Raw genomic sequence first — 21693 nt, 5'->3', positions numbered from 1 at the left:
GCTTCAGGTGTTGTTGATGCCTCTATTTTGAGTGAATCCCCCCGAATTTCATGCAGGCCGCAACACCGCCCTCACCGGGCTGGCCTCAGCCGTGGTCAAGCGTAGGGGCAGGGCGATGAGTTCGTAGGGTCCAGGGGGTGGGGTGCTGAGGAGGAGGTTTTCGAGCACGACCAAGCCGTGGCGGCGGGCGGCTTGGTGGGCGGGCAGGGCGAGGCTGTCGGCGGGGTCGATGCTGGGGGTGTCGATGCCGATCAGGCGCACGCCGCGCGCGGCCAAGGCATCGAGCAGTTCGGGGGTCAGGGCGCTCCACGGGGTGCGCCACGTGTCTTCGGGCGGTGCGTCGTGGGCATGAGGATCCCAGGTGCGGATCAAGATGCGTTCGGGCAGGGGCGTATCGGCCAACTCGGCCAAATCCACCAACCCCACCAGATCCTCCCAAACCAACAAGCTGCCCGGTGGGCGCGTGGTGGTGAGCAGCAGGCAGGGGCCGATGAAGCGTTCGAGCGCCAGCGCACCGATGGCTGCGCCCTGCGGGTCCCAGTGCAAGGGGGCGTCGGCATGCGCGCCGAGGTGGGCGCTGAAGCCCAGGGCGCTGACCTGCACGGGGCTGTCGGGGCCGAAGGTGCTGGTCCAGCGCTGGGTATAGGGCGCATCGCCGGGGTAGACCGGCGTGCCCGCATGCACGGGCGGGCTGATGTCCCAGATCAGAGCAAAACCTCCAGCAGCCGGTCAAGGCCACCGGCTTCGATGGAGACCATCGCCTTGGCACGCACGGCGGGCTTGGCGTGATAAGCCACCGAAAGACCGGCCAGCGCCATCATCGGCAGATCGTTCGAGCCGTCGCCCACCGCGATGGCGCGGCGCGGCTCGATGCCCAGTTCGCCGCAGGTGAGCTGCACCATGCGGCGTTTTTCTTCGCCGTCGCAGATGTCGCCCCAGCTTTGTTCCAGCACGCGCCCAGTGAGCACGCCGCTGACCACCTCAAGCTGATTGCTGCGGCTGAAATCCAGCCCAAGGCGCTCGCAGAGCCGGTCGGTGAAGAAGGTGAAGCCGCCCGAGACCAAGAGCGTTTTCAAGCCCGCCTCTTGGCAGGTGCGGATCAAGGTTTCGGCACCGGGGTTGAGCTGCAAGCGCTCGGCGTAGACGGCTTCCAAGGCGGCTTCGGGCACGCCCGCCAGCAGCGCGACACGGCGGCGCAGGCTGTCTTTGAAGTTGGTGATCTCACCGCGCATGGTCGCTTCGGTGATCTCGGCCACCTCGGCCTTGCGTCCCACTGCGTCAGCAATTTCGTCGATGCACTCGATGTTGATCAGCGTCGAGTCCATGTCGAAAGCGATCAGCCCGAAATCGCTCAAGGACAGCGGCGGCGTGAAGCCTCGGGTGATGAGGCCGGGGGAGATTTGTTGGGTTTGCATGGGGGCGGCATTGTAGGGTGGGCTGAGCCGTGAGGTGTCTTGATACCTTCTTGATACGCGAGCCCCCAGCTTCTACGCAGGTTTGACATCGCGCTGCCTATGCTTGGTGGCATCCGAAATCACACACATGCATCCATGAGGAGCGAACCATGAGCATGCTTTACGGGCTGAGCGGTCTGGTGGCCGTGGGCCTTTTTGTTTATCTCGTTGTCGCACTCCTACGTGCCGAGGAGTGGTGAGATGACTTCTTTGGCATGGATGAATTTGGCCGTATTCATGGCGGTCTTGCTGGCTTTGGCTTGGCCGCTGTCGCGTTGGTTGAGTGCCGTGGCGCATGGACAACTGCCGCGCTGGATGAGGTCGGTGGAAGGCGGCCTCTACACCGTGGCCGGTATCAACCCCGATGAAGGCATGCCTTGGCGGCGTTATGCGCTGGCCTTGCTGGTTTTCAACCTTGTTGGCGTGGGGGTGGTTTATGGGCTCCAGCGTTTCCAAGGCGTGCTGCCACTCAATCCCCAAGGTCTGCCCGCCATCAGCCATGACTCGGCTTTCAACACCGCTGTCAGCTTCGTCACCAACACCAACTGGCAGGGCTACAGCGGCGAGTCCACGATGAGCTACCTGACGCAGATGCTGGCGTTGACCGTGCAGAACTTTCTCTCGGCCGCCACCGGCATCGTTGTGGTGATGGCCTTGATCCGTGGCTTTGCGAGCAAGCTGGCGGGCCAGCTTGGCAACTTCTGGGTCGATCTGACCCGCATCACGCTGTGGGTGTTGTTGCCCATCTCGGTGGTCTTTGCCGTGTTCTTGGTCAGCCAAGGGGTGATCCAGAACTTCGATGCCGTCAAGGATGTGATGATCTTGGAGAACACATCCCAAGTGAGCCCCTCCCAAGTGCAGCACATCGCCATGGGGCCGGTGGCTTCGCAAGAGGCCATCAAGATGCTTGGCACCAACGGTGGCGGCTTTTTCAACGCCAACTCCGCCCATCCTTTTGAGAACCCCAGCCCGCTGACCAACTTTGTGCAGATGCTGTCGATCTTCTTGATCCCAGCGGCGCTGTGCTTCACCTTGGGTCAATGGGTTGGGGATATGCGCCAAGGGGTGGCGGTTCTTGCCGCCATGAGCCTGCTGTTCATCGCTGGTGTCATCGCGGCCACGGCAGCTGAGCAAGCCGGTCACCCGTCCTTGGCCTCGCTGGGGGTGGATGCCTCCAGCAGCGCCATGCAAGCCGGCGGCAACATGGAAGGTAAAGAAACCCGCTTCGGAATCAGCGCCAGCGCCCTGTTTGCTGTGGTCACGACGGCGGCGTCGTGCGGTGCCGTCAACGCCATGCATGACGCCATGACGCCTCTGGGCGGATTGGTCCCGCTGGTGATGATGCAACTGGGTGAAGTGGTCTTTGGCGGGGTGGGCAGCGGGCTCTACGGCATGCTGGTGTTTGCCATTTTGGCGGTCTTCATCGCTGGGCTGATGATCGGCCGCACGCCGGAATATTTGGGTAAAAAGATCGAAAGCGACGAGATGAAGATGGTGTCGATTGCCATCTTGATCACCCCGCTGATCGTGCTGCTTGGTACGGCCTTGGCGGTCTTGACGGCCGACGGTAAGGCCGGCATCGCCAACCCCGGTGCGCATGGGTTCTCAGAAATCCTCTATGCGCTGACCTCGGCCGGCAACAACAACGGCTCAGCCTTTGCCGGCTTGTCGGCCAACACGCCGTTCTACAACCTGCTGTTGGCGGTTGTGATGGCCATCGGACGTTTCGGTGTGATCGTGCCGGTATTGGCGATGGCCGGTAGCTTGGCCGCCAAGAAGCGGATTCCTATCGGTGGCGGCACTCTCCCCACCCACGGCCCGCTGTTTGTGGTCTTGCTGATCGGCACGGTGCTGTTGGTGGGACTGCTGAACTACATCCCTGCACTCGCTCTGGGCCCGATCGTTGAGCATCTGATGCTCTGGAAGGTCTGACATGACAACCCACCTATCGTTTTCTCTGCTTGATCCCAAGTTGGTCCAGCCAGCTCTTGCTCAGGCGTTGATCAAGCTTGATCCGCGCGTCCAATGGCGCAACCCGGTCATGTTTGTGGTCTACGTCGGTGCTTTGTTGACCTCGGTGCTCTGGGCCATGAGCTTGAAAGAGCCCGTCGTGGCCGGCGCTGAGGGCTCGACCTTCGTCTTGGCCATCTCGCTGTGGCTCTGGTTCACCTTGCTGTTTGCCAACTTCGCTGAAGCCTTGGCTGAAGGACGCTCGAAGGCCCAAGCGGCCAGCTTGCGGGGTTTGAAAACCCAGACATGGGCCAAGCGGCTGAATGAACCCCGCTACGGTTCATCGTCGTCTTTGGTGCAAGCCGATGAACTGCGCAAGGGCCATGTGGTGCGGGTGGATGCGGGTGACATGATCCCGCTCGACGGGGAAGTCATCGCAGGGGTGGCCTCGGTGGATGAGAGCGCCATCACGGGCGAGTCAGCGCCGGTGATCCGTGAGTCGGGCGGTGACTTTTCAGCGGTGACGGGCGGCACCCGTGTGCTGTCCGACTGGCTGGTGGTTCGGGTGAGTGTCAACCCCGGTGAAGCTTTCCTTGACCGGATGATTGCGATGGTCGAAGGGGCCAAGCGCCAGAAGACGCCCAACGAAATCGCACTGACCATCTTGCTGGTGGCCCTGACCTTGGTGTTTTTGGTGGTCACCGTCACGCTGCTGCCTTTCTCTATCTTCAGCGCTGAGGTGGCGGCCGCTCAGGGGCACCCGGGCACGGTGGTTTCGATCACCGCGTTGGTGGCCCTGCTGGTTTGCCTGATCCCGACCACGATTGGCGGTTTGCTCTCGGCCATCGGGGTGGCGGGCATGAGCCGCATGATGCAAGCCAATGTGATTGCGACCTCTGGGCGGGCGGTTGAGGCTGCTGGCGATGTCGATGTCTTGCTCCTGGACAAAACCGGCACGATCACCCTTGGTAACCGCCAAGCCAGCGCCTTTATCCCGGCCCCAGGTGTCACCGAGGTTCAGTTGGCGGATGCCGTCCAGTTGGCCTCTTTGGCTGACGACACGCCGGAGGGGCGGAGCATCGTGGTGCTGGCCAAGACCCGGTTTGGTTTGCGCGAGCGCGACATCGTCGCCTTGCAAGCGCATTTCATTCAATTCACCGCTCAAACCCGCATGAGCGGGGTCGATTTCGGCGATATAGCCGCGCCGAGTCGCAGTATTCGCAAAGGGGCCACCGAGGCCATCCGGGCTCACGTCGAGCAGTTGGGCAGCTATGTTCAAGCCGAAGTTAGCCAAGTGGTGCATGAAGTTGCTCGCCGGGGTAGCACGCCACTGGTGGTCGCTGATGGTGCCAAAGTGCTGGGTGTCGTCGAACTCAAGGACATCGTCAAGGGCGGTATCAAGGAGCGCTTTGCCGAGTTGCGCCGCATGGGCATCAAGACGGTGATGATCACCGGGGACAATCGTTTGACGGCCGCCGCCATCGCCGCTGAAGCGGGGGTGGATGACTTTTTGGCCGAGGCCACGCCCGAAGCCAAGCTCAAGATGATTCGCGACTATCAGTCCGAGGGCCGTTTGGTGGCCATGACCGGAGACGGCACCAACGACGCACCGGCCCTGGCGCAGGCCGATGTGGCGGTGGCGATGAACACCGGCACACAAGCCGCCAAAGAGGCCGGCAACATGGTGGACTTGGATTCGAACCCAACCAAACTGCTGGAGATCGTCGAGACCGGCAAGCAACTCCTGATGACTCGGGGCTCGCTCACCACCTTCTCGATCGCCAACGATGTGGCCAAGTACTTCGCCATCATCCCGGCGATGTTTATCGGGGTGTACCCCCAACTGGCCGCGCTCAACGTGATGGGTTTGCACAGCCCGAGTTCGGCGATCTTGTCGGCGGTGATCTTCAACGCCCTGATCATCGTGGCCTTGATTCCGCTGGCTTTGAAGGGGGTGGCTTACCGGGCCATCGGTGCCGCCGCCTTGTTGCGGCGCAATTTGCTGATCTACGGTCTGGGCGGGCTCATCGTGCCTTTTGTGGGCATCAAGGCCATTGATCTGATCTTGGTCGGCTTGCATCTGGTTTGATGGGACTGAAAGGAGACATCTCATGTGGCATCAACTGATCCGTCCTGCCTTGGTGCTGTTCGCGCTGCTGAGCGGGATCACAGGGTTGCTCTATCCGCTGCTGGTCACGGGTCTTGCCCAAGGGCTTTTCCCGCACCAAGCGCGTGGCTCCCTGGTGGAACGCGATGGCCAGTGGGTGGGTTCCAGCCTGATCGGACAGAACTTCACCTCCGCCAAATACTTTTGGGGCCGACCGTCGGCCACCTCACCGCTGCCCAACAATGCCAACGGTTCTGCGGGCTCCAATCTTGGGCCGACAAATCCCGCGCTGCTCGATAGCGTGAAGGCGCGCATCCATGCCTTGCACGCGGTGGACCCAGAGAACACGTTGCCCGTGCCGGTTGATCTTGTGACCGCCTCCGCCAGTGGTTTGGACCCACATATCAGCGTGGCCGCCGCCCGCTATCAAGCCGGTCGAGTTGCCCGCGAACGGCAGCTGTCGCTTGCCGAGGTGCAGCACCTGATCGAGCTGCATACCGAAGGCCGCGATGTGCTGATCTTGGGTGAGCCCCGGGTGAACGTGTTACAGCTCAATCTGGCCCTTGAGACAGGAAGTCATGCGCCCAGACCCTGACGCTTTGTTGGTGCAACTGCGTGAGGACGAGCAATCGGCCACGCGCGGCAAGCTGCGGATCTACTTCGGGTCGTCGGCCGGGGTGGGTAAGACCTACGCCATGCTGCAAGCGGCGCGCAAGCTGCATGCGGAAGGGGTGGACGTGGTGGCTGGGGTGGTCATCACCCATGGGCGGAGCGAAACAGAAGTTCTGCTTGATGGCCTGCCGAAGTTGTCGCTGAAGGATATCTGCTATCGCGGCGCGGTCTTGTCCGAGTTCGATCTCGATGCCGCCCTGATCCGCCGACCCGCGCTGATGTTGGTCGATGAGTTGGCGCATTCCAATGCACCGGGCTCGCGGCATCCCAAACGGTGGCAGGACGTGGAAGAGTTGCTGGCCAACGGCATCAGTGTCTACACCGCGCTCAACGTGCAGCATCTTGAGAGCCTGAACGATGTGGTGGGTGGCATCACCGGGGTGCGCGTCCAAGAGACCTTGCCGGATACCTTCTTCGATGCCGCTGCTGAGGTGGTGGTGGTGGATACGCCCGCCGATGAGTTGCTGGCACGGCTACACGCCGGCAAGGTCTATATGGGGGCGCAGGCTGAGCGAGCGGCGCATCACTTCTTTCGCAAGGGCAACCTCATGGCCTTGCGGGAGCTGGCCCTGCGGCGCACCGCTGACCGGGTCGAAGAAGATGTCCAGACTTGGCGCAACAACAAGCGTATAGCGCGAGTCTGGAAGACCGAGGCAGCCATTCTTTGCGCCGTCAGTCCCGCATTGGAAGCCGAGAGTGTGGTGCGCAGCGCCGCTCAATTGGCTCAGCAGCTCAACGTGAGCTGGCATGCCGTCTACGTCGAAACCCCCGCTTTGCGGCGGCTGCCGGATGTGCAGCGCGAACGGATTTTGCGGGTGGTACGACTGGCGCATGACTTGGGGGCCAGTACGGCGGTCCTAGGGGCACCCGATTTAGGCTCTGCCTTGAGCCAGTACGCCCGAGAGCACAACCTCTCCAAGCTCGTTTTAGGTCGATCTTCTGGGGTACGCGATTGGCGGCGTGGCTGGCTGCGCCGCGATGTGCGACGACAACTGGCGTTGACGGCCCCCGAGTTGGATTTGATCGCCGTCTCCACGGTGCCACGTCAGCCCGTGGAGACAGGGCTCGACGTGCGTATGCGTGACGTGCGTGAGGGCCTCATGTATGACGAACACCACTGGCGCGAACAAACGCAGCGTTATGGTTGGGCCGCACTGGCCTGCACCGCGACCACGGTGCTGAGTTGGCCTTTGCAGGACTACTTTGCGCAGGCCAACATCGTCATGTTGTTTCTACTCACCGTGGTGGGCGTTGCGCTGCGCTTCGGGCGGGGACCGGCGGTGCTGGCCAGCTTCATGAGCGTGGGTTTGTTCGACTTTTTCTTTGTCGATCCCAAGCTCAGTTTTGCCGTTTCAGATGTGCAGTACCTGATGACCTTTGCGGTGATGTTGGTCGTGGGCCTGATCACCGGCCAGCTGACGGCCGGTCTGCGCTATCAGGCGCAGGTGGCGGCTGAGCGTGAGGCTCGGTCGCGGGCGCTTTTTGAGCTCACCAGTGATCTGGCCAGTGCGTTGCAGACCGAACAGGTGATGCAGATCGCTGAAGACGGGCTGGCGCGTGAGGTCCGGGGTCAAGCGCTGCTGTACATCTTGGACGAGCAAGAGCGCTTGCAGCCTTCGATGCGGGAAAACCTTCAGCGAGTGGACGATCAACCGGATCTGGGGACCGCGCTCTGGGCGCTGGACCATGATCAACCGGCCGGACTTTCAACCGATACCTTGCCTGGCAGTGCTTGGTTCTATTTGCCGCTGATCGCGCCGGTGCGAACCCGAGGTGTGTTGGCGCTCAAGCCGCACTCTGAGCGCAGTGTGATGCTGCCTGAATTGCGCACTCAGCTTGAAACCTATGCCCGGGTGATTGGTCAAGCTTTGGAGCGGGTGCATTACGTTGAAGTGGCACAACAGGCCTTGGTGCATATCGAGTCCGAGCGCCTGCGTAATTCCTTGCTCTCTGCGCTTTCGCACGATCTGCGCACCCCCTTGGCGGTGGTCTATGGCTTGGCCCAAACTTTGGCGGGCATGCATGAACTGCCTGCGGCGGCGCGGGATCTCAGCGAGGCTCTGCGCCAGCAGTCGCAGCGGGTCAGTGCCATGGTGAACAACTTGCTGGACATGGCCCGTTTGCAAAGCGGCACGGTTTGTCTGAACCGGCAATGGCAGCCGGTGGAAGAGGTGGTGGGCTCCGCCTTGCAGGCCATGCAGCCGGCCTTGAGCAAGCATGTGCTGGTGGTGCAGATTCCCGCTCATTTGCCGCTCCTTCATTTGGACGCGGTGTTGATGGAGCGGGTGTTGTGCAACTTGCTGGAAAACGCCGCCAAGTACACCCCCGAGGGCAGCCGCATCGTGGTGCGTGCGGGCTTGCGCGATGACGTGATCGAACTGAGCGTCACCGACAATGGCCCCGGCTTGCCGGTGGGACGCGAAGAGCAGTTGTTCGCCAAATTCACGCGGGGCGAGCGTGAGTCGAGCACCCCCGGTGTGGGGCTTGGGCTGGCGATTTGTCGGGCGATTGTCGAAGCCCACGGCGGCAAAATTCGCGCCGAACCCAGTCAAGAAGGGGGCGCAGCCTTCATCATGAGTTTGCCGTTGGGGCTGCCACCCGATCCACCGGCCCAAGAGGATGGACAAGAGGAGCCTTCAGATGTCGCGTGAGTCTGCGTCGCATCCGGTCGCGGTGATTGTTGAAGACGAGCCGAGCATCCGTCGCTTTGTGCGGCTGGCGCTGGAGGCCGAAGACTGGCACGTCACTGAAGCTGGAACCGCCCGCCAAGGTTTGGTGGACGTGGGCACGCGCCAGCCCGATCTGGTGATCTTGGATTTGGGCCTGCCTGACGACGATGGCCTGAACGTCCTCAAGGACTTGCGAGCGTGGTCGGCCGTGTCGGTGATCGTGCTCTCGGCCCGATCCAGCGAGGCCGACAAGATTGCCGCTTTGGACGCCGGGGCCGACGACTACTTGAGCAAACCCTTTGGCGTGGGCGAATTGATGGCTCGGGTGCGGGTTGCCTTGCGCCGCAGTCAAGCCATTCGCACCGCAGAGCCGGCCAAAACCTTGATTGCTTTTGGCGAGGTGGAGGTGGACTTGGTCTTAAGACGCGTGCGTCGTCAGGGCGGGCCCGTCCATCTGACCCCGATTGAATATCGCCTGCTCACCCATCTGCTCGCCAATGCCGGCAAGGTGTTGACCCACCGACAACTGCTCAAGGCCGTTTGGGGCCCTTCGCATGTGGACGACAACCACTATCTGCGGGTCTACATGGCCAACCTCCGCCAAAAACTCGAAGTCACCCCAGCCATTCCCAAGCACCTGATGACCGAAACCGCCGTGGGCTATCGGTTGGTTTTTTGAGCTCAGCCTCAGACTTTCTTCACCGGCCCCAGCGCTCTGAGGACTTCGAGCACTTGTTGCATGCGGTCGCGGGGGCTGGACCAAGCGCGTTCGATGCGGAGTTTGTCGTTGCCGGCCAGTTTGATGTGGCGGTTTTTTTGCACCAGTTCGATGATCTTCATCGGATCAATCGGTGGGTTGGGCTGGAAGGCGAGGGTGATGACGGTCGGGGCGGCTTCGATCTTTTGGATGCCGTAGGGGCGTGCTGCCACGCGCAGGCGGTGCAAGTCGAGCAGAGTTTGGGCTTGGGGCGGGAGCTTGCCGAAGCGGTCCACCATTTCTTCGAGCAGGTGATCGACCTTGGTTGAGCTGTCGGCGCTGGACAAGCGTTTGTAAAAACCGAGCCGCATGTGCACGTCCGGGCAATAGCTGTCGGGCAGCAAGGCCGGGGCGTGCAGGTTGACTTCGGTGCTGCCGCCAAAAAAGCCGGTGGGCGAGAGCAGATCGGGTTCGCGGCCCGATTTGAGGGCGCGCACCGCCTCACTCAGCATCTCGTTGTAGAGCTGAAAACCCACTTCCATCATGTTGCCGCTCTGGTGGTCGCCCAGCACCTCGCCCGCGCCCCGGATCTCCAGGTCATGCATGGCGAGGTAAAAACCCGAGCCCAGCTCTTCCATGCTCTGGATGGCGTCGAGGCGTTGATGGGCTTGCTTGGTCAGGCCTTCCACGTCGGGCACCAGCAAATAGGCGTAGGCCTGATGGTGACTGCGGCCGACCCGACCACGCAGCTGATGCAACTGTGCCAAGCCGAACTTGTCGGCGCGCGCCATGACGATGGTGTTGGCCGAGGGCACGTCGATGCCGGTTTCGATGATGGTTGAGCACAGCAGCAGGTTGTGGCGCTGGGCCACAAAGTCGCGCATCACCCGCTCCAACTCACGCTCGGGCAGTTGGCCGTGGGCCACGCCGATGCGCGCCTCAGGGATCAGCTCTTGGAGCTTTTGCCGCCGGTTCTCGATGGTTTCGACCTCGTTGTGCAGGAAGTAAACCTGCCCGCCGCGTTTCAACTCGCGCAAGATGGCCTCGCGGATCGTGCCGCTGGTTTCGGTACGCACAAAGGTCTTGATCGCCAAGCGGCGCTGCGGGGCGGTGGCGATCACCGAGAGATCGCGCAAGCCTTCCAAGGCCATGCCCAAGGTGCGCGGAATCGGTGTGGCGGTGAGCGTGAGCACGTCCACCTCGGCGCGCAGGGCTTTCATCTGCTCCTTGTGGCGCACGCCAAAACGGTGCTCTTCGTCGATGATCAGTAGCCCCAAGTTCTTGAATTGGGTCTCCGGGCTGAGCAGTTTGTGCGTGCCGACCACGATGTCGATGGTGCCGTCGGCCAAGCCGGCCATCGCAGCTTTGACTTCCTTGGGAGAGCGAAAACGGCTCATCTCGGCGATCTTCACCGGCCACTGAGCAAAGCGGTCCACCAAGGTTTGGTGATGCTGCTCGGCCAAAAGCGTGGTCGGGGCAAGGATGGCGACTTGCTTGCCGCCGGTCACCGCCACAAAGGCGGCGCGCAGCGCCACTTCGGTTTTGCCAAAACCCACATCACCACAGACCAGCCGGTCCATGGGTTTGGGGCTGATCATGTCTTGGATCACCGCCTGAATGGCTGCGGCTTGATCGGGCGTTTCCTCAAAGCCGAAGCTGGCGGCAAAGGCGTCGTAGTCTTGCTGCGAGAGGCGGAAGGCAAAGCCCTCGCGCGCGGCGCGGCGGGCGTAAAGGTTCAGCAGCTCAGCCGCAGCGTCGCGCACCTGCTCAGCCGCCTTGCGCTTGGCTTTTTCCCACTGGCCTGAGCCCAAGCGGTGCAGGGGTGCCTCCTCGGGGCTCACGCCGGTGTAGCGGCTGATGAGCTGCAACTGCGCCACCGGCACATAAAGCGTGGCCTGATCGGCGTATTCAAGGAAGAGAAATTCGCTCGGCCCCGCACCCAAGTCGATGTTGACCAGCCCGCGATAGCGGCCGATGCCGTGGTTGATGTGGACCACCGGGTCGCCGATTTTGAGCTCGGAGAGATCCTTGATCAGCGCTTCGACATCGCTGACGCGCTCTTGCTTGCGGTGGCGGCGCAGGGTCGGTGCCGTGTCGAACAGCTCCGTCTCGGTGATGAGCTGCACCTGCGCTTCGACCCAATCAAAGCCTGCGCTCAAGGGCGCGACCGTGATGGCGTAAGGGTGGTGGCTGGCTTCAAAGGCCGCCAGCGAAGCCACGCTCACCGGCTCCAGCCGATGTTGGCGCAGCAGCTCCAGCAGGCTCTCGCGCCGCCCCGCGCTCTCGGCCACGATCAGCACGCGCCGGGCTTGCTCACTGGCTTCGCTGCGATGCCGGGTTTGTCGCCCCAGATGCTCTTCCAAGCGCTTGAGCGGGTCGGTGCCGCCGCGCTCCACGCTCAAGTCGGGCAGGCCGGTGGCCCATTCGACCGGGCGTTGACCGCGCAGCGCCAGCTGAGCCAAGGTGTTGCAGCGGCTGAAGAAGTCTTCGGTCTTGAGGTAAAGCGCCTCGGGCGGCAGGATCGGCCGCTCGGGGTCGTGTTGGAGGAACTTGTGACGCTCGCGGGTTTCGGTCCAAAAGTGGCTGAGCGCGCTATCGACTTCGCCGTGCAGCGCCAAGGTCGCGCCTTCGCTCAAGTAATCGAAGATCACGGCGGTGTCGTCGAAGAACAGTGGCAGGTAGTACTCGATGCCCGCGCTGGCCACGCCGGTGCTCATGTCCTTGTAGACCCGCGCCTTGGAGGGGTCGCCTTCCATGCACTCGCGCCAGCGCGCCCGAAACGCTTGGCGGGCCGGCTCGTCCATCGGGAACTCACGCCCGGGCAGCAGGCGCACTTCCTTGACCAGATCGAGGCTGCGCTGGCTGTCGGTGTCAAAGGTGCGGATCGAGTCGATCTCGTCGTCGAACAGATCGACCCGGTACGGCACCTCGGAGCCCATCGGGAACAGGTCGATCAGCCCGCCGCGCACGGCGTATTCGCCCGGCGACACCACTTGGCTCACGTGGTTGTAGCCCGCCAAGGTGAGCTGAGCTTTCAGCCCGGCCTCATTGAGGTGTTGGCCTTGTTTGAAGTGAAAGGTGTAGGCCGCCAAAAAGGCCGGTGGCGCCAGCCGGGTGAGCGCGGTGGTGGCCGGCAGCAGCAGCACATCGACGTCGCCCGAGCGAATGCGCCACAAGGTCGCCAGCCGCTCCGAGATCAAGTCCTGATGGGGCGAGAAGGTGTCGTAGGGCAGGGTTTCCCAATCGGGAAAGACTGCGATCTTCAGCTCGGGCCCAAAAAAGTGCAGCTCTTCGGCCAAACGGCTCACATCGGCCGGCTCAGCGCACAGCACCGCCAACATGCGCTTTGCACGCACCCGTGCTTGGCCCAGCCGCGCCAACAAAAGCGCATCGGCCGATCCCGGCGGCCGGGGCAGGGTGAAGCGTTGACCAAGAGCGAGGGCAGGCAGTTGCATGGCAGGGCCGCAAAACGGCAAAACGGGGCGGGAAGGCGATTTTAGGGAAGATGAAGTGATGGTTTTGATGGGTGTAATATTTATCCCTCAAAACCATCAAAATCTCGACTTGCTTCAACGGAGTTCTTTCATGGCTCATTCCTTGCTCCAAGAACGCTCAGCCCTCGGTGAGGTGTTGCAGTGCATACCGTGGACACTGGATACCGCGCAGAAAGCGGCAGCGGAAGGGGTGCATACGTACAGGCTGGAGGTCATGGGCGAGGCGTTGTCGCAGCGCCTCGAAGCCATCATGCCGTTGCTGGGGCGACTGTTGCAGGAGAAATCCGACACGGAGCGTGAGCGCAAATTGGATCACTTGATCGACTTCATGACCGAGCAGATGGTCGTGCCCAGTGCGGTCGATATACGCATGGCCCAGCGTTTAGCGACACGCCATGCAGCCATCTTGCAAGAGTTTGGCTATCTGAGCGATGTGCAGCTGGCTGAACTCAATCACTCCCGTGCGGCCAGTCGAACGGCTTTAGCCGACAACTGGAAGCGCCGTCGCATCGCATTTGCTGTGCGCCATCGCGATGCCCAAGGCCGTGAGCAAGACGTCTTTCTGCGTTTCCAGTTTGATGAGTTGGGCCGTCCGCTCAAGATCATCCAAACCATCCTCACGACCTTTGGGCCCCACAAGGCCCCTTGGAAGTTGGCGATGTGGTTTACCTCCGCCAATGGCTGGTTGCAGGGTCAAGCCCGCCCGGTGGATCTGCTGTTGAGTTACCCCGAAGCGGTGCTCGAAGCAGCTCGCCACGACGCCGAAGGCAGCGCGGCATGAGTTGTCGTCCGCCGCCGGCCACGGCGCTCGACGTCTTGCTGGAAACTTGGCCCGCAGGCCAAGTGCTGCATGTCATGCATGACACCGCTTTTGCCCCGGAACAATGCCATCCCGGTGTGGATGAGCAAGGTCAACCGCGCATGCCTAGCCGCTTTGCACCGATCCGCGACCGGATCGGCCGGGTGGTGCCGTATCTCTACGCCGGCTCGACCTTGGAGTGCGCTATTTTTGAGACGGTCTTTCACAACGTGCCCATCGATGCGCAAGACAAGTTCGTTGATCTGGATACCTTTGCCCGGCGGGGGCATGGGCAATTGCGACCCCGTCGAGATCTCATCCTTGTCGATCTGAGCACCGACGGGCTGCATCGGCTGCGTGTGCCCAAGGCTGAGCTGATCGCCAGCGACCCGATCAACTACCGCACGACCGCTTTGTGGGCGCAGGCCTTGCATCATCACAACCCGCAGATCGACGGTCTGGTGTGGATGTCACGTCAACGTGACCGTGATCGGGCCATGGTGCTTTTTGGGGATCGTCTTGACCCCACCACCCTCGAAGGCCGCAGCATCGGACCCGCCTTGCGCCATAACGACGCCCTCCGCCAAGTCGTGCTTTCGCTGGCTTTGCGGGTGGGCATCGAAGCGGCTTAGATCAGATCAACGCTAGATTGCTCGCGCAGCGGCCGCACAGGGTGGGGTGGGCGGGGTCGGTGCCGATGTCATCGGTGTAGTGCCAGCAGCGTTCGCACTTGGTGGCGGTGCTTGGGGTGACGAGCACTTGCAGGGCTTCGCCGTCCACCACGGTGGCGGTGGAGGTGATGGTGACGAACCTCAAGTCTGCCCCCAAGCTGCGCAGCAGCGCCGCGTCATCCGCACCCGCCGTGATGGTGAGTGTGGCTTGCAGCGAGGCACCCACTTGCCCGGTGGTGCGCACGGCTTCGATTTCTTTGTTGGCCAGTTCGCGGATCGCGCGGATGCGCGCCCACTTGGCCAGCAGCGCCTCGTTGGGCGTGGTGAAGGGCCAGAAGGTCTCGAAGAAGATCGAGCCTTGATGTTTGGCGCCAGCGAAGTGCGTCCAAGCCTCCTCAGCGGTGAAGCTCAGGAACGGGGCCATCCAGCGCAGCATGGCGTGGGTGATCTGCCACAGCGCGGTCTGGGCCGAGCGGCGCGCCAGGCTCTTGGGTGCGGTGGTGTAGAGCCGGTCTTTGAGGATGTCGAGGTAGAACGCGCCCAAGTCTTCCGAGCAGAACACTTGCAGTTTGGCGACCACCGGGTGGAACTCGTAGGCGTCGAAGTGGCGCAGGATCTCGGCTTGCAACTCAGCAGAGCGTGACAAGGCCCAGCGGTCGATCTCCAGCAGCTCGGCGTCAGCCACCGTATCGACGGCCGGGTCGAAGTCGCTGGTGTTGGCCATCAGGAAGCGCAGCGTGTTGCGGATGCGGCGATAGGCATCGACCACGCGGGCCAAGATCTTGTCGTCGATGTTCAGGTCGCCCGAATAGTCGGTGCTGGCGACCCACAGACGCACGATCTCAGCGCCGAGCTTGTTGGTGATGGTCTGCGGCTCGACGGTGTTGCCCAAGCTCTTGCTCATCTTGCGGCCTTGGCCGTCGGTGGCAAAACCGTGGGTCAGCAGGCCCTTGTAGGGCGCACGATCAAACAGCGCACAGCCCAGCAAGAGCGAGCTGTGGAACCACCCGCGATGCTGGTCATGGCCTTCGAGGTACAGATCGGCCTCGGGGCCTTCGGCATGAAAAGCGCCGTTCGGGTAGGCATGGGCATGGGAGCCGCGCAGCACGTGCCAGAAGGTTGAGCCCGAGTCGAACCAGACTTCCAAGATGTCGGTGCTCTTGGTGTAGTGGGCAGCATCTTCGGCTCCCAGCATCGCTTCGGGCGTGACGGCGCTCCAAGCTTCGATACCGCCTTGTTCAACGATCTCCGCCGCCCGATCCAAGATCTCCAACGTGCGCGGATGCAGCTCGCCCGAGTCCTTGTGCAAGAAGAACGGCACCGGCACGCCCCAAGAGCGTTGGCGCGAGATGCACCAGTCGGGCCGGTTGGCGATCATGTCGCGCAGCCGGGCCTTGCCGTTGTCGGGGTAAAAGCGCGTGTGGTCGATGGCGTCCAGCGCCATCTGGCGCAGGGTCTTGGGTGCTTTGTCGGTGGTGAAGACACCGTCGCCCTCGTCCATGCGGATGAACCACTGCGCCGCAGCGCGGTAGATCACCGGGGTCTTGTGCCGCCAGCAATGCGGATAGCTGTGCGTGATGGTCTTGGTGGCCAGCAAGCGCCCGGCGTTGCTGAGCGCGTCCAAAATGACCGGCACGGCTTTCCAGATGTGCAAGCCGCCAAAGAGCGCGAAGTCGTCGGCATAAGCGCCGTTGCCTTGCACGGGGTTCAAGATCTGGTCGTAGCGCAGACCGTTGACCATGCAGGAGTTGAAGTCGTCCACACCGTAAGCGGGCGCGGCGTGCACGATGCCGGTGCCGTCGCTGGCGCTGACGTATTCGGCCAAGTACACCGGCGAGAGGCGGCGATAGCCGGCGTCCACGTCATAGAGCGGATGGCGGAAGTTCAAGCCGCCCAAAGCCTTGCCGGGCGCGGTCGCGAGGACCGTGCCTTCCAAACCAAAGCGTTGCAAGCAGGCCTCGACCAGCGATTCGGCCAGCACCAAGCAGCCCTTGGGGGTCTCGACCAAGGCATAGCTCAGCTCCGGGTGGGCGTTCAGGGCTTGGTTGGCAGGGATCGTCCAAGCGGTGGTGGTCCAGATCACTGCAAAGATGGGTTGAGGCACCGCTTGCCCTTCGACAGGCTCAGGGCGAACGGGTAACGACACCGCCGATAGACCAAAAGCAGCGGCCAGCGCGGCGCGATCGTCGGCCTCGAAGGCGACATCGAGCGTTTCGCTCTTTTTGTCGGCGTACTCGATCTCAAACTCAGCCAAGCTGGAGCCGCAGTCAAAGCACCAGTAGACCGGCTTCAGACCGCGATAGACAAAGCCGCGTTCCACGACGCGCTTGAAGGCACGGATCTGACCGGCCTCGTTGGCAAAGTCCATCGTGCGGTAGGGCCGTTCCCAGTCGCCGAGCACACCCAGGCGCTTGAAGTCTTCGCGCTGCTGCGCCACTTGCTCGCTGGCGTAGGCGCGGCTCTTGGCTTGCATGTCGGCGCGGGAGAGCTTGCGGCCGTGGAGCTTTTCAATCGCGTTCTCGATCGGCAAGCCGTGGCAATCCCAGCCGGGGATGTATTGCGCATCGAACCCTTGCAACTGCTTGCTCTTGACGATCATGTCCTTCAAGACTTTGTTGAGCGCGTGACCGATGTGCAGCTTGCCGTTGGCGTAGGGCGGGCCGTCGTGCAGCACAAAAAGCGGCGCGCCCTTGCGCGCTGCGCGCAGGCGGCGGTAGAGCGTGGCAGTGTCGGTGCTGTTCCAGTCCTTCACCCACGCCGGCTCGCGCTTGGGCAAGTCGCCACGCATCGGGAAGGGGGTGTCGGGCAAATTCAGCGTGGCGCGGTAGTCCACGGGGGCGGGTGTTGCGGGGGTCACAGGGGTTGCAGCGGTGTCAGTCATGGGCTCTGGGCGCGGGTGTTCGGGGGTGGCTGGCAAACCAGGCCTGAGCTTGCCGGACATCCTGGCGGATCGCCGCTGTCAGGGCGTCAAGCCCTGCAAAACGGGCTTCGTCACGCAGTTTGTGCAGCAGCTCCACATGCACCAGTTTACCGTAGCCCCCCTCGCGGCCCAGCTCAGCCGGCCAGTCGAACACGTGGGTTTCCAGCAGAATCCGCCCGGCGTCTTCCACCGTTGGTCGCACCCCCAGACTGGCCACGCCGTTCAAAGGCTCCGGCCCCAGCCCGAAGACCCGCACCCCAAAGATGCCCATGGCGGCGGATTTGTCGTAAGGGAAGCGCAGATTGAGGGTCCGAAAGCCGTCATCGGCACCGCTGCCGGAAGCGCCCAAGCCGCGCCCGAGCTTTTGACCGTGGACCACCCGACCGCTGACGCTGTAGGGCCGCCCGAGCAGCACGGCCACGCGGGCCATGTCGCCAGCAGCCAAGGCCTCGCGCACGGCCGAGCTCGATACCCGCAGGCCGTGAACTTCGTAGCTCATCATGCGGGCCACATCAAAGCCGCAGCGATCACCCGCTGCGTCCAGCATGGCGTAATCCCCAGCGCGTTTGGCCCCAAAGCGGAAGTCGTCACCCACCAGCACGTAGCGGGCGTGCAAACCCTGGCAAAGCACATCTTGCGTGAAGGCGTTCGGGCTCAGATCGGCCAAGCGCTGATCAAAGCGCAACAGCACCACTTGATCGATGCCGCAGCCTTCAAGCTCTTGCAATTTGTCGCGCAGGCTGGCGATGCGTGCTGGGGCTTTTTCCGGCAGACCAGCCCGCCGGGCGAAGAAGTCGCGCGGATGGGGCTCGAAGCTCAGCACACAACTGGGCAAGCCCCGGTGGCGAGCCTCGTTTTTGAGCAGCGCCAACATGGCCTGATGGCCGCGATGCACCCCGTCGAAATTGCCAATCGTCAACGCACAGGCCGGTGCTACGCCGGGATGGTGAAAACCTCGAAAAACTTGCATGGGGCGAATTATCCTTGGCGCGCTTCCCCAAGGACCACGCCCCATGATGACCGACCCTCGAACCCTCCCTGCCGTGAGCCTGCGTGAGGCGCTGCTTTTCTGGTTCAAGCTGGGTTTCATCAGCTTTGGCGGCCCGGCTGGGCAGATTGCGCTGATGCATGCCGAGTTGGTCGAGCGGCGGCGCTGGATCAGCGAGAAGCGTTTTTTGCATGCGCTCAACTACTGCATGGTGCTGCCGGGCCCGGAGGCGCAGCAGCTGGCGACTTATTTGGGCTGGTTGATGCATCGCACCTGGGGCGGGGTGGCGGCCGGGGTGCTGTTTGTCCTGCCCTCGCTCTTCATGTTGATCGGCCTGAGCTGGGTCTACATGGCTTGGGGACACGTGCCGTGGGTGATGGGGGTGTTTGACGGCATCAAGCCCGCCGTCACGGCCATCGTGGTGCAAGCGGCCTATCGCATGGGCACCCGCACGCTGAAAAATGCCTGGCTTTGGGCGATAGCGGCGGCGGCGTTTGTGGCGATCTTCGCCGCCAACGTGCCGTTCCCCCTCATCGTGCTTGCCGCCGCCGGGCTGGGTTATGTGGGCGGTGGTGCGCATGTTCCCGCCATGATCGACGACCCTAGGCCCACATCCGAGAGGCCTGCACATACCCGTTTCAGCGCTTGGCGGCTGATCGCGGTGCTGGCAAGTGGCGCGCTGTTGTGGTCGGCGCCGATGGTGGCGGTGATGGCTTGGCAAGGAAGCACAGGCACCTTGGCGCAGATGGGTTGGTTTTTCACCAAAGCCGCGTTGCTGACCTTTGGCGGGGCCTATGCGGTGTTGCCCTACGTCTGGCAAGGCGCGGTGGTCGAGCAGGGTTGGTTGAGTGGCGCGCAGATGATCGACGGCTTGGCGCTGGGTGAGACCACGCCGGGACCGCTGATCATGGTGGTGGCCTTTGTCGGTTTTTTGGGTGGCTGGCAAAGCTCAGAGCTGGCGCTGTGGTTCGGGCCAGATCATCGCTGGCTGGCTGGGACGGTGGCCGCTTGCTTGGTGACGTGGTTCACCTTCTTGCCGTCGTTCATCTTTATTTTGGCTGGCGGACCTTTGGTCGAGGCCACGCATGACGCGCTGCACGTCACCGCACCACTGACCGCCATCACGGCAGCGGTGGTGGGCGTGATCCTTAATCTGGCGCTGTTTTTTGGCTACCACGTGCTCTGGCCCCAAGGCTGGCAGGGCGCATTCAACGCACCCTCAGCCCTGATCGCCGTGGCCGCTGCTGTGGCCTTGCTGCGCTACAAGCGCAACGTGATCCACGTCATTGCCGCTTGTGCGCTGGCCGGTTGGCTGCTCAAGACGTGGCCGACGTTTTTTGCCTGAGCACCGGCCCCTGGGGGTTATCTCGCTTGTCGTGCTGTACGTGCTCGCGCTAAGGCGGCTTCGATCACAGCGCGTTTGCGGGCCAGCTCAGCCTCGTCGTTGGCTTTGGTGAGGGTGTCGAGGTGCGCCAGCTTGTCGTGCGCCTTGGCTTCGAGCCGCTGCGCATGTTCAGCCTGCGCCTGCACCCGACGGATGTTGCGCTCGGTGTAGCGCTTGAGGGCAGCGGCGGCTTCGGCTGGAGACCATGCCGCCCAACCCACTTGGCCGGGTGTGACGTCGATCCAGTCGATGCAATCCACCGGGCAAACGGGGATGCACAGACCACAGCCGGTGCAGTCGGCCTCGATGACGGTGTGCATGTGCTTGTTGGAGCCCAAGATGCAATCCACCGGGCAAGCCTTGATGCACAGCGTGCAGCCGATGCACCATGCTTCGTTCACAGCAGCGACGTGGCGTGGGCCTTCGTCGCCACAGGCAGGATCAAGGGCTTGTTCGGTTTGGCCCGTAAGCTGGGCCAATCTCTGGATACCCTGCGCCCCTCCTGGGGGGCAGCGGTTGATGGCCGCTTCACCCCGGTGGATCGCCTCAGCGTAGCTCAGGCAATCCGGGTACCCGCAGCGGGTGCATTGGGTTTGGGGGAGCAGCGCGTGGATCTGCTGAACCGAAGGGGCCGATGGAAGCGACTGGATGACAACGACATTCATCCAGCCGATTTTAGGGCGCAGCAGCTTCTGGGCTTACTTCTGGTGCGTGGCGATGAAATTGCGGATTTCCGGGTAGGCCATTTCGCGCCAACGCCGACCCGCAAAGATGCCGTAGTGACCGGCACCGACCACGTCGTAGTGTTCACGGCGGTTGGCCGGGATGCCGGTACACAAATCATGGGCAGCACGGGTTTGGCCAGCACCGGAGATGTCGTCCAACTCACCTTCAACCGTCAGCAAAGCGGTGGCAGTGATGTCTTGCGGCCGCACCAGTTGGCCCTTGACGTTCCATGTACCGTTGACCAGCGAGAAGTCTTGGAAGACGGTCTGGATGGTTTCAAGGTAGTAGTGGGCGTCCATGTCGAGCACAGCGTTGTACTCGTCATAGAACTGGCGATGGGCGTCGGCGCTGTCGTCGTCGCCGCGCACCAAGTCAAGGAAGTAGTCCCAATGCGAACTGGCGTGGCGGTCCGGGTTCATGGCCACAAAGCCGGTGTGCTGCATGAAGCCCGGATAGACCCGGCGTCCGGCACCTTCAAAATTTTGCGGCACGCGGTAGATCACGTTTTGCTCGAACCAGTCCAAGGGACGGTTCATGGCCAAGTTATTGACGGCGGTTGGGCTCTTGCGAGCATCAATCGGGCCGCCCATCATGACCATGGTGCGCGGCGTGACTTCACCGGCACTGGCCATCAAGGAGATGGCGGCCAACACGGGCACGGTGGGCTGGCACACCGAGATCACGTTGACGTCCGGGCCAATCAAGCGGATGAAGTCTTGGACGTAGGCGATGTAGTCGTCCAAGTGGAAGTCACCGTGTTCCATCGACACCATGCGGGCATCGACCCAGTCGGTGATGTAGACCTTGTGGTCTTTGAGCAGCGTGCGCACGGTGTCGCGCAGCAGGGTTGAGTGATGCCCTGACAGCGGGGCCACCACCAGCACAGCCGGTTGGGCGCGCATGGTGTCGAGCACTTGGCTGTTGTCGGTGTAGCGCTTGAAACGCAGCAGGCGGCAGAAGGGTTGGGTCTTGATGACCTGTTCTTGCACCGCGACGTCGATGTCACCGACTTGGATCGAGGTGATACCAAATTGGGGCTTTTCGTACTCTTTGGTCAGCCGATGCAGCAGATCAAACCCCGCCGAGAGTCGTTGCGAGCCTGGGGCATGGTTGAACGGCGACAGCGGGTGGCTGTAGAGCTTCGAGGTCGCGCTGGCAAATT

Annotated in this window: 16 protein-coding genes; 9 read left to right on the top strand and 7 right to left on the bottom strand. The window is 62.6% G+C overall.

Features of this window, described 5'->3' with window-relative positions:
- Positions 1-48: 48 nt before the first annotated feature.
- Entirely contained in the window at positions 49-684 is a 636-nt protein-coding gene (locus AC3VI7_RS05645) for a cyclase family protein (protein ID WP_489668792.1), read from the bottom strand.
- A 20-nt stretch (positions 685-704) separates the two neighbouring features.
- The gene (gene serB, locus AC3VI7_RS05640; RefSeq protein WP_489668791.1) at positions 705-1415 is read right to left on the bottom strand and encodes a phosphoserine phosphatase SerB; all 711 of its coding nucleotides are present in this window, start codon (positions 1413-1415) and stop codon (positions 705-707) included.
- Between the two features lie 149 nt (positions 1416-1564).
- Here serB and kdpF point away from each other — a divergent pair, with 149 nt between their 5' ends.
- Genes kdpF through kdpE form a run of 6 tightly spaced genes read left to right on the top strand, consistent with a single transcriptional unit; the run spans position 1565 to position 9531 of the window.
- On the top strand, positions 1565-1654 hold the full coding sequence (kdpF, locus tag AC3VI7_RS05635) for a K(+)-transporting ATPase subunit F (RefSeq protein WP_369420140.1): 90 nt from the start codon (positions 1565-1567) through the stop codon (positions 1652-1654).
- A gap of 1 nt (position 1655) precedes the next feature.
- Positions 1656-3386, top strand: a complete 1731-nt coding sequence (kdpA, locus tag AC3VI7_RS05630) for a potassium-transporting ATPase subunit KdpA (protein ID WP_489668790.1) — start codon at positions 1656-1658, stop codon at positions 3384-3386.
- Position 3387: 1 nt separating this feature from the next.
- Entirely contained in the window at positions 3388-5493 is a 2106-nt protein-coding gene (gene kdpB, locus AC3VI7_RS05625; RefSeq protein WP_489668789.1) for a potassium-transporting ATPase subunit KdpB, read from the top strand.
- 22 nt (positions 5494-5515) lie between these two features.
- On the top strand, positions 5516-6106 hold the full coding sequence (gene kdpC / locus AC3VI7_RS05620; RefSeq protein ID WP_489668788.1) for a potassium-transporting ATPase subunit KdpC: 591 nt from the start codon (positions 5516-5518) through the stop codon (positions 6104-6106).
- Positions 6090-8834, top strand: coding sequence for a DUF4118 domain-containing protein (locus tag AC3VI7_RS05615; protein WP_489668787.1), 2745 nt, complete (start codon positions 6090-6092; stop codon positions 8832-8834). The genes kdpC and AC3VI7_RS05615 overlap by 17 nt, the downstream gene beginning before the upstream one ends.
- Entirely contained in the window at positions 8824-9531 is a 708-nt protein-coding gene (kdpE, locus tag AC3VI7_RS05610; RefSeq protein WP_489668786.1) for a two-component system response regulator KdpE, read from the top strand. Before AC3VI7_RS05615 ends, kdpE begins: the two co-directional genes overlap by 11 nt.
- A gap of 8 nt (positions 9532-9539) precedes the next feature.
- On the opposite strand, the gene mfd is transcribed toward kdpE, so the two are convergent.
- The gene (mfd, locus tag AC3VI7_RS05605; RefSeq protein WP_489668785.1) at positions 9540-13004 is read right to left on the bottom strand and encodes a transcription-repair coupling factor; all 3465 of its coding nucleotides are present in this window, start codon (positions 13002-13004) and stop codon (positions 9540-9542) included.
- Between the two features lie 130 nt (positions 13005-13134).
- On the opposite strand from mfd, the gene AC3VI7_RS05600 reads away from it, so the two are divergent.
- Positions 13135-13824, top strand: coding sequence for a hypothetical protein (locus AC3VI7_RS05600; protein WP_489668784.1), 690 nt, complete (start codon positions 13135-13137; stop codon positions 13822-13824).
- Positions 13821-14474 carry an RES family NAD+ phosphorylase gene (locus AC3VI7_RS05595; protein WP_489668783.1) on the top strand — a complete coding sequence of 218 codons (654 nt, stop codon included), beginning with the start codon at positions 13821-13823 and terminating at the stop codon, positions 14472-14474. The genes AC3VI7_RS05600 and AC3VI7_RS05595 overlap by 4 nt, the downstream gene beginning before the upstream one ends.
- Before the next feature lies 1 nt (position 14475).
- Here the strand turns inward: AC3VI7_RS05595 and ileS are convergent, their stop codons facing one another.
- Together ileS and AC3VI7_RS05585 are read right to left on the bottom strand one after the other, a co-directional pair.
- Positions 14476-17394, bottom strand: coding sequence for an isoleucine--tRNA ligase (gene ileS, locus AC3VI7_RS05590; RefSeq protein WP_489668782.1), 2919 nt, complete (start codon positions 17392-17394; stop codon positions 14476-14478).
- Positions 17387-18403, bottom strand: a complete 1017-nt coding sequence (locus tag AC3VI7_RS05585; protein WP_489668781.1) for a bifunctional riboflavin kinase/FAD synthetase — start codon at positions 18401-18403, stop codon at positions 17387-17389. The genes ileS and AC3VI7_RS05585 overlap by 8 nt, the downstream gene beginning before the upstream one ends.
- 43 nt (positions 18404-18446) lie before the next feature.
- On the opposite strand from AC3VI7_RS05585, the gene chrA reads away from it, so the two are divergent.
- The gene (gene chrA / locus AC3VI7_RS05580) at positions 18447-19766 is read left to right on the top strand and encodes a chromate efflux transporter (RefSeq protein WP_489668780.1); all 1320 of its coding nucleotides are present in this window, start codon (positions 18447-18449) and stop codon (positions 19764-19766) included.
- Between the two features lie 17 nt (positions 19767-19783).
- On the opposite strand, the gene AC3VI7_RS05575 is transcribed toward chrA, so the two are convergent.
- Both AC3VI7_RS05575 and AC3VI7_RS05570 read right to left on the bottom strand, forming a co-directional pair.
- Positions 19784-20470 carry an RnfABCDGE type electron transport complex subunit B gene (locus AC3VI7_RS05575; protein WP_489668779.1) on the bottom strand — a complete coding sequence of 229 codons (687 nt, stop codon included), beginning with the start codon at positions 20468-20470 and terminating at the stop codon, positions 19784-19786.
- Positions 20471-20503: 33 nt separating this feature from the next.
- On the bottom strand, positions 20504-21693 hold a 1190-nt coding region (locus tag AC3VI7_RS05570), incomplete at its 5' end, for a polyhydroxyalkanoate depolymerase (protein WP_489671418.1).

This window comes from Leptothrix toolikensis (SeqCode) (assembly GCF_057922285.1).
Note: the sequence above shows the minus strand (reverse complement) of the source record. Positions and strands in the feature narration are given on the sequence as shown.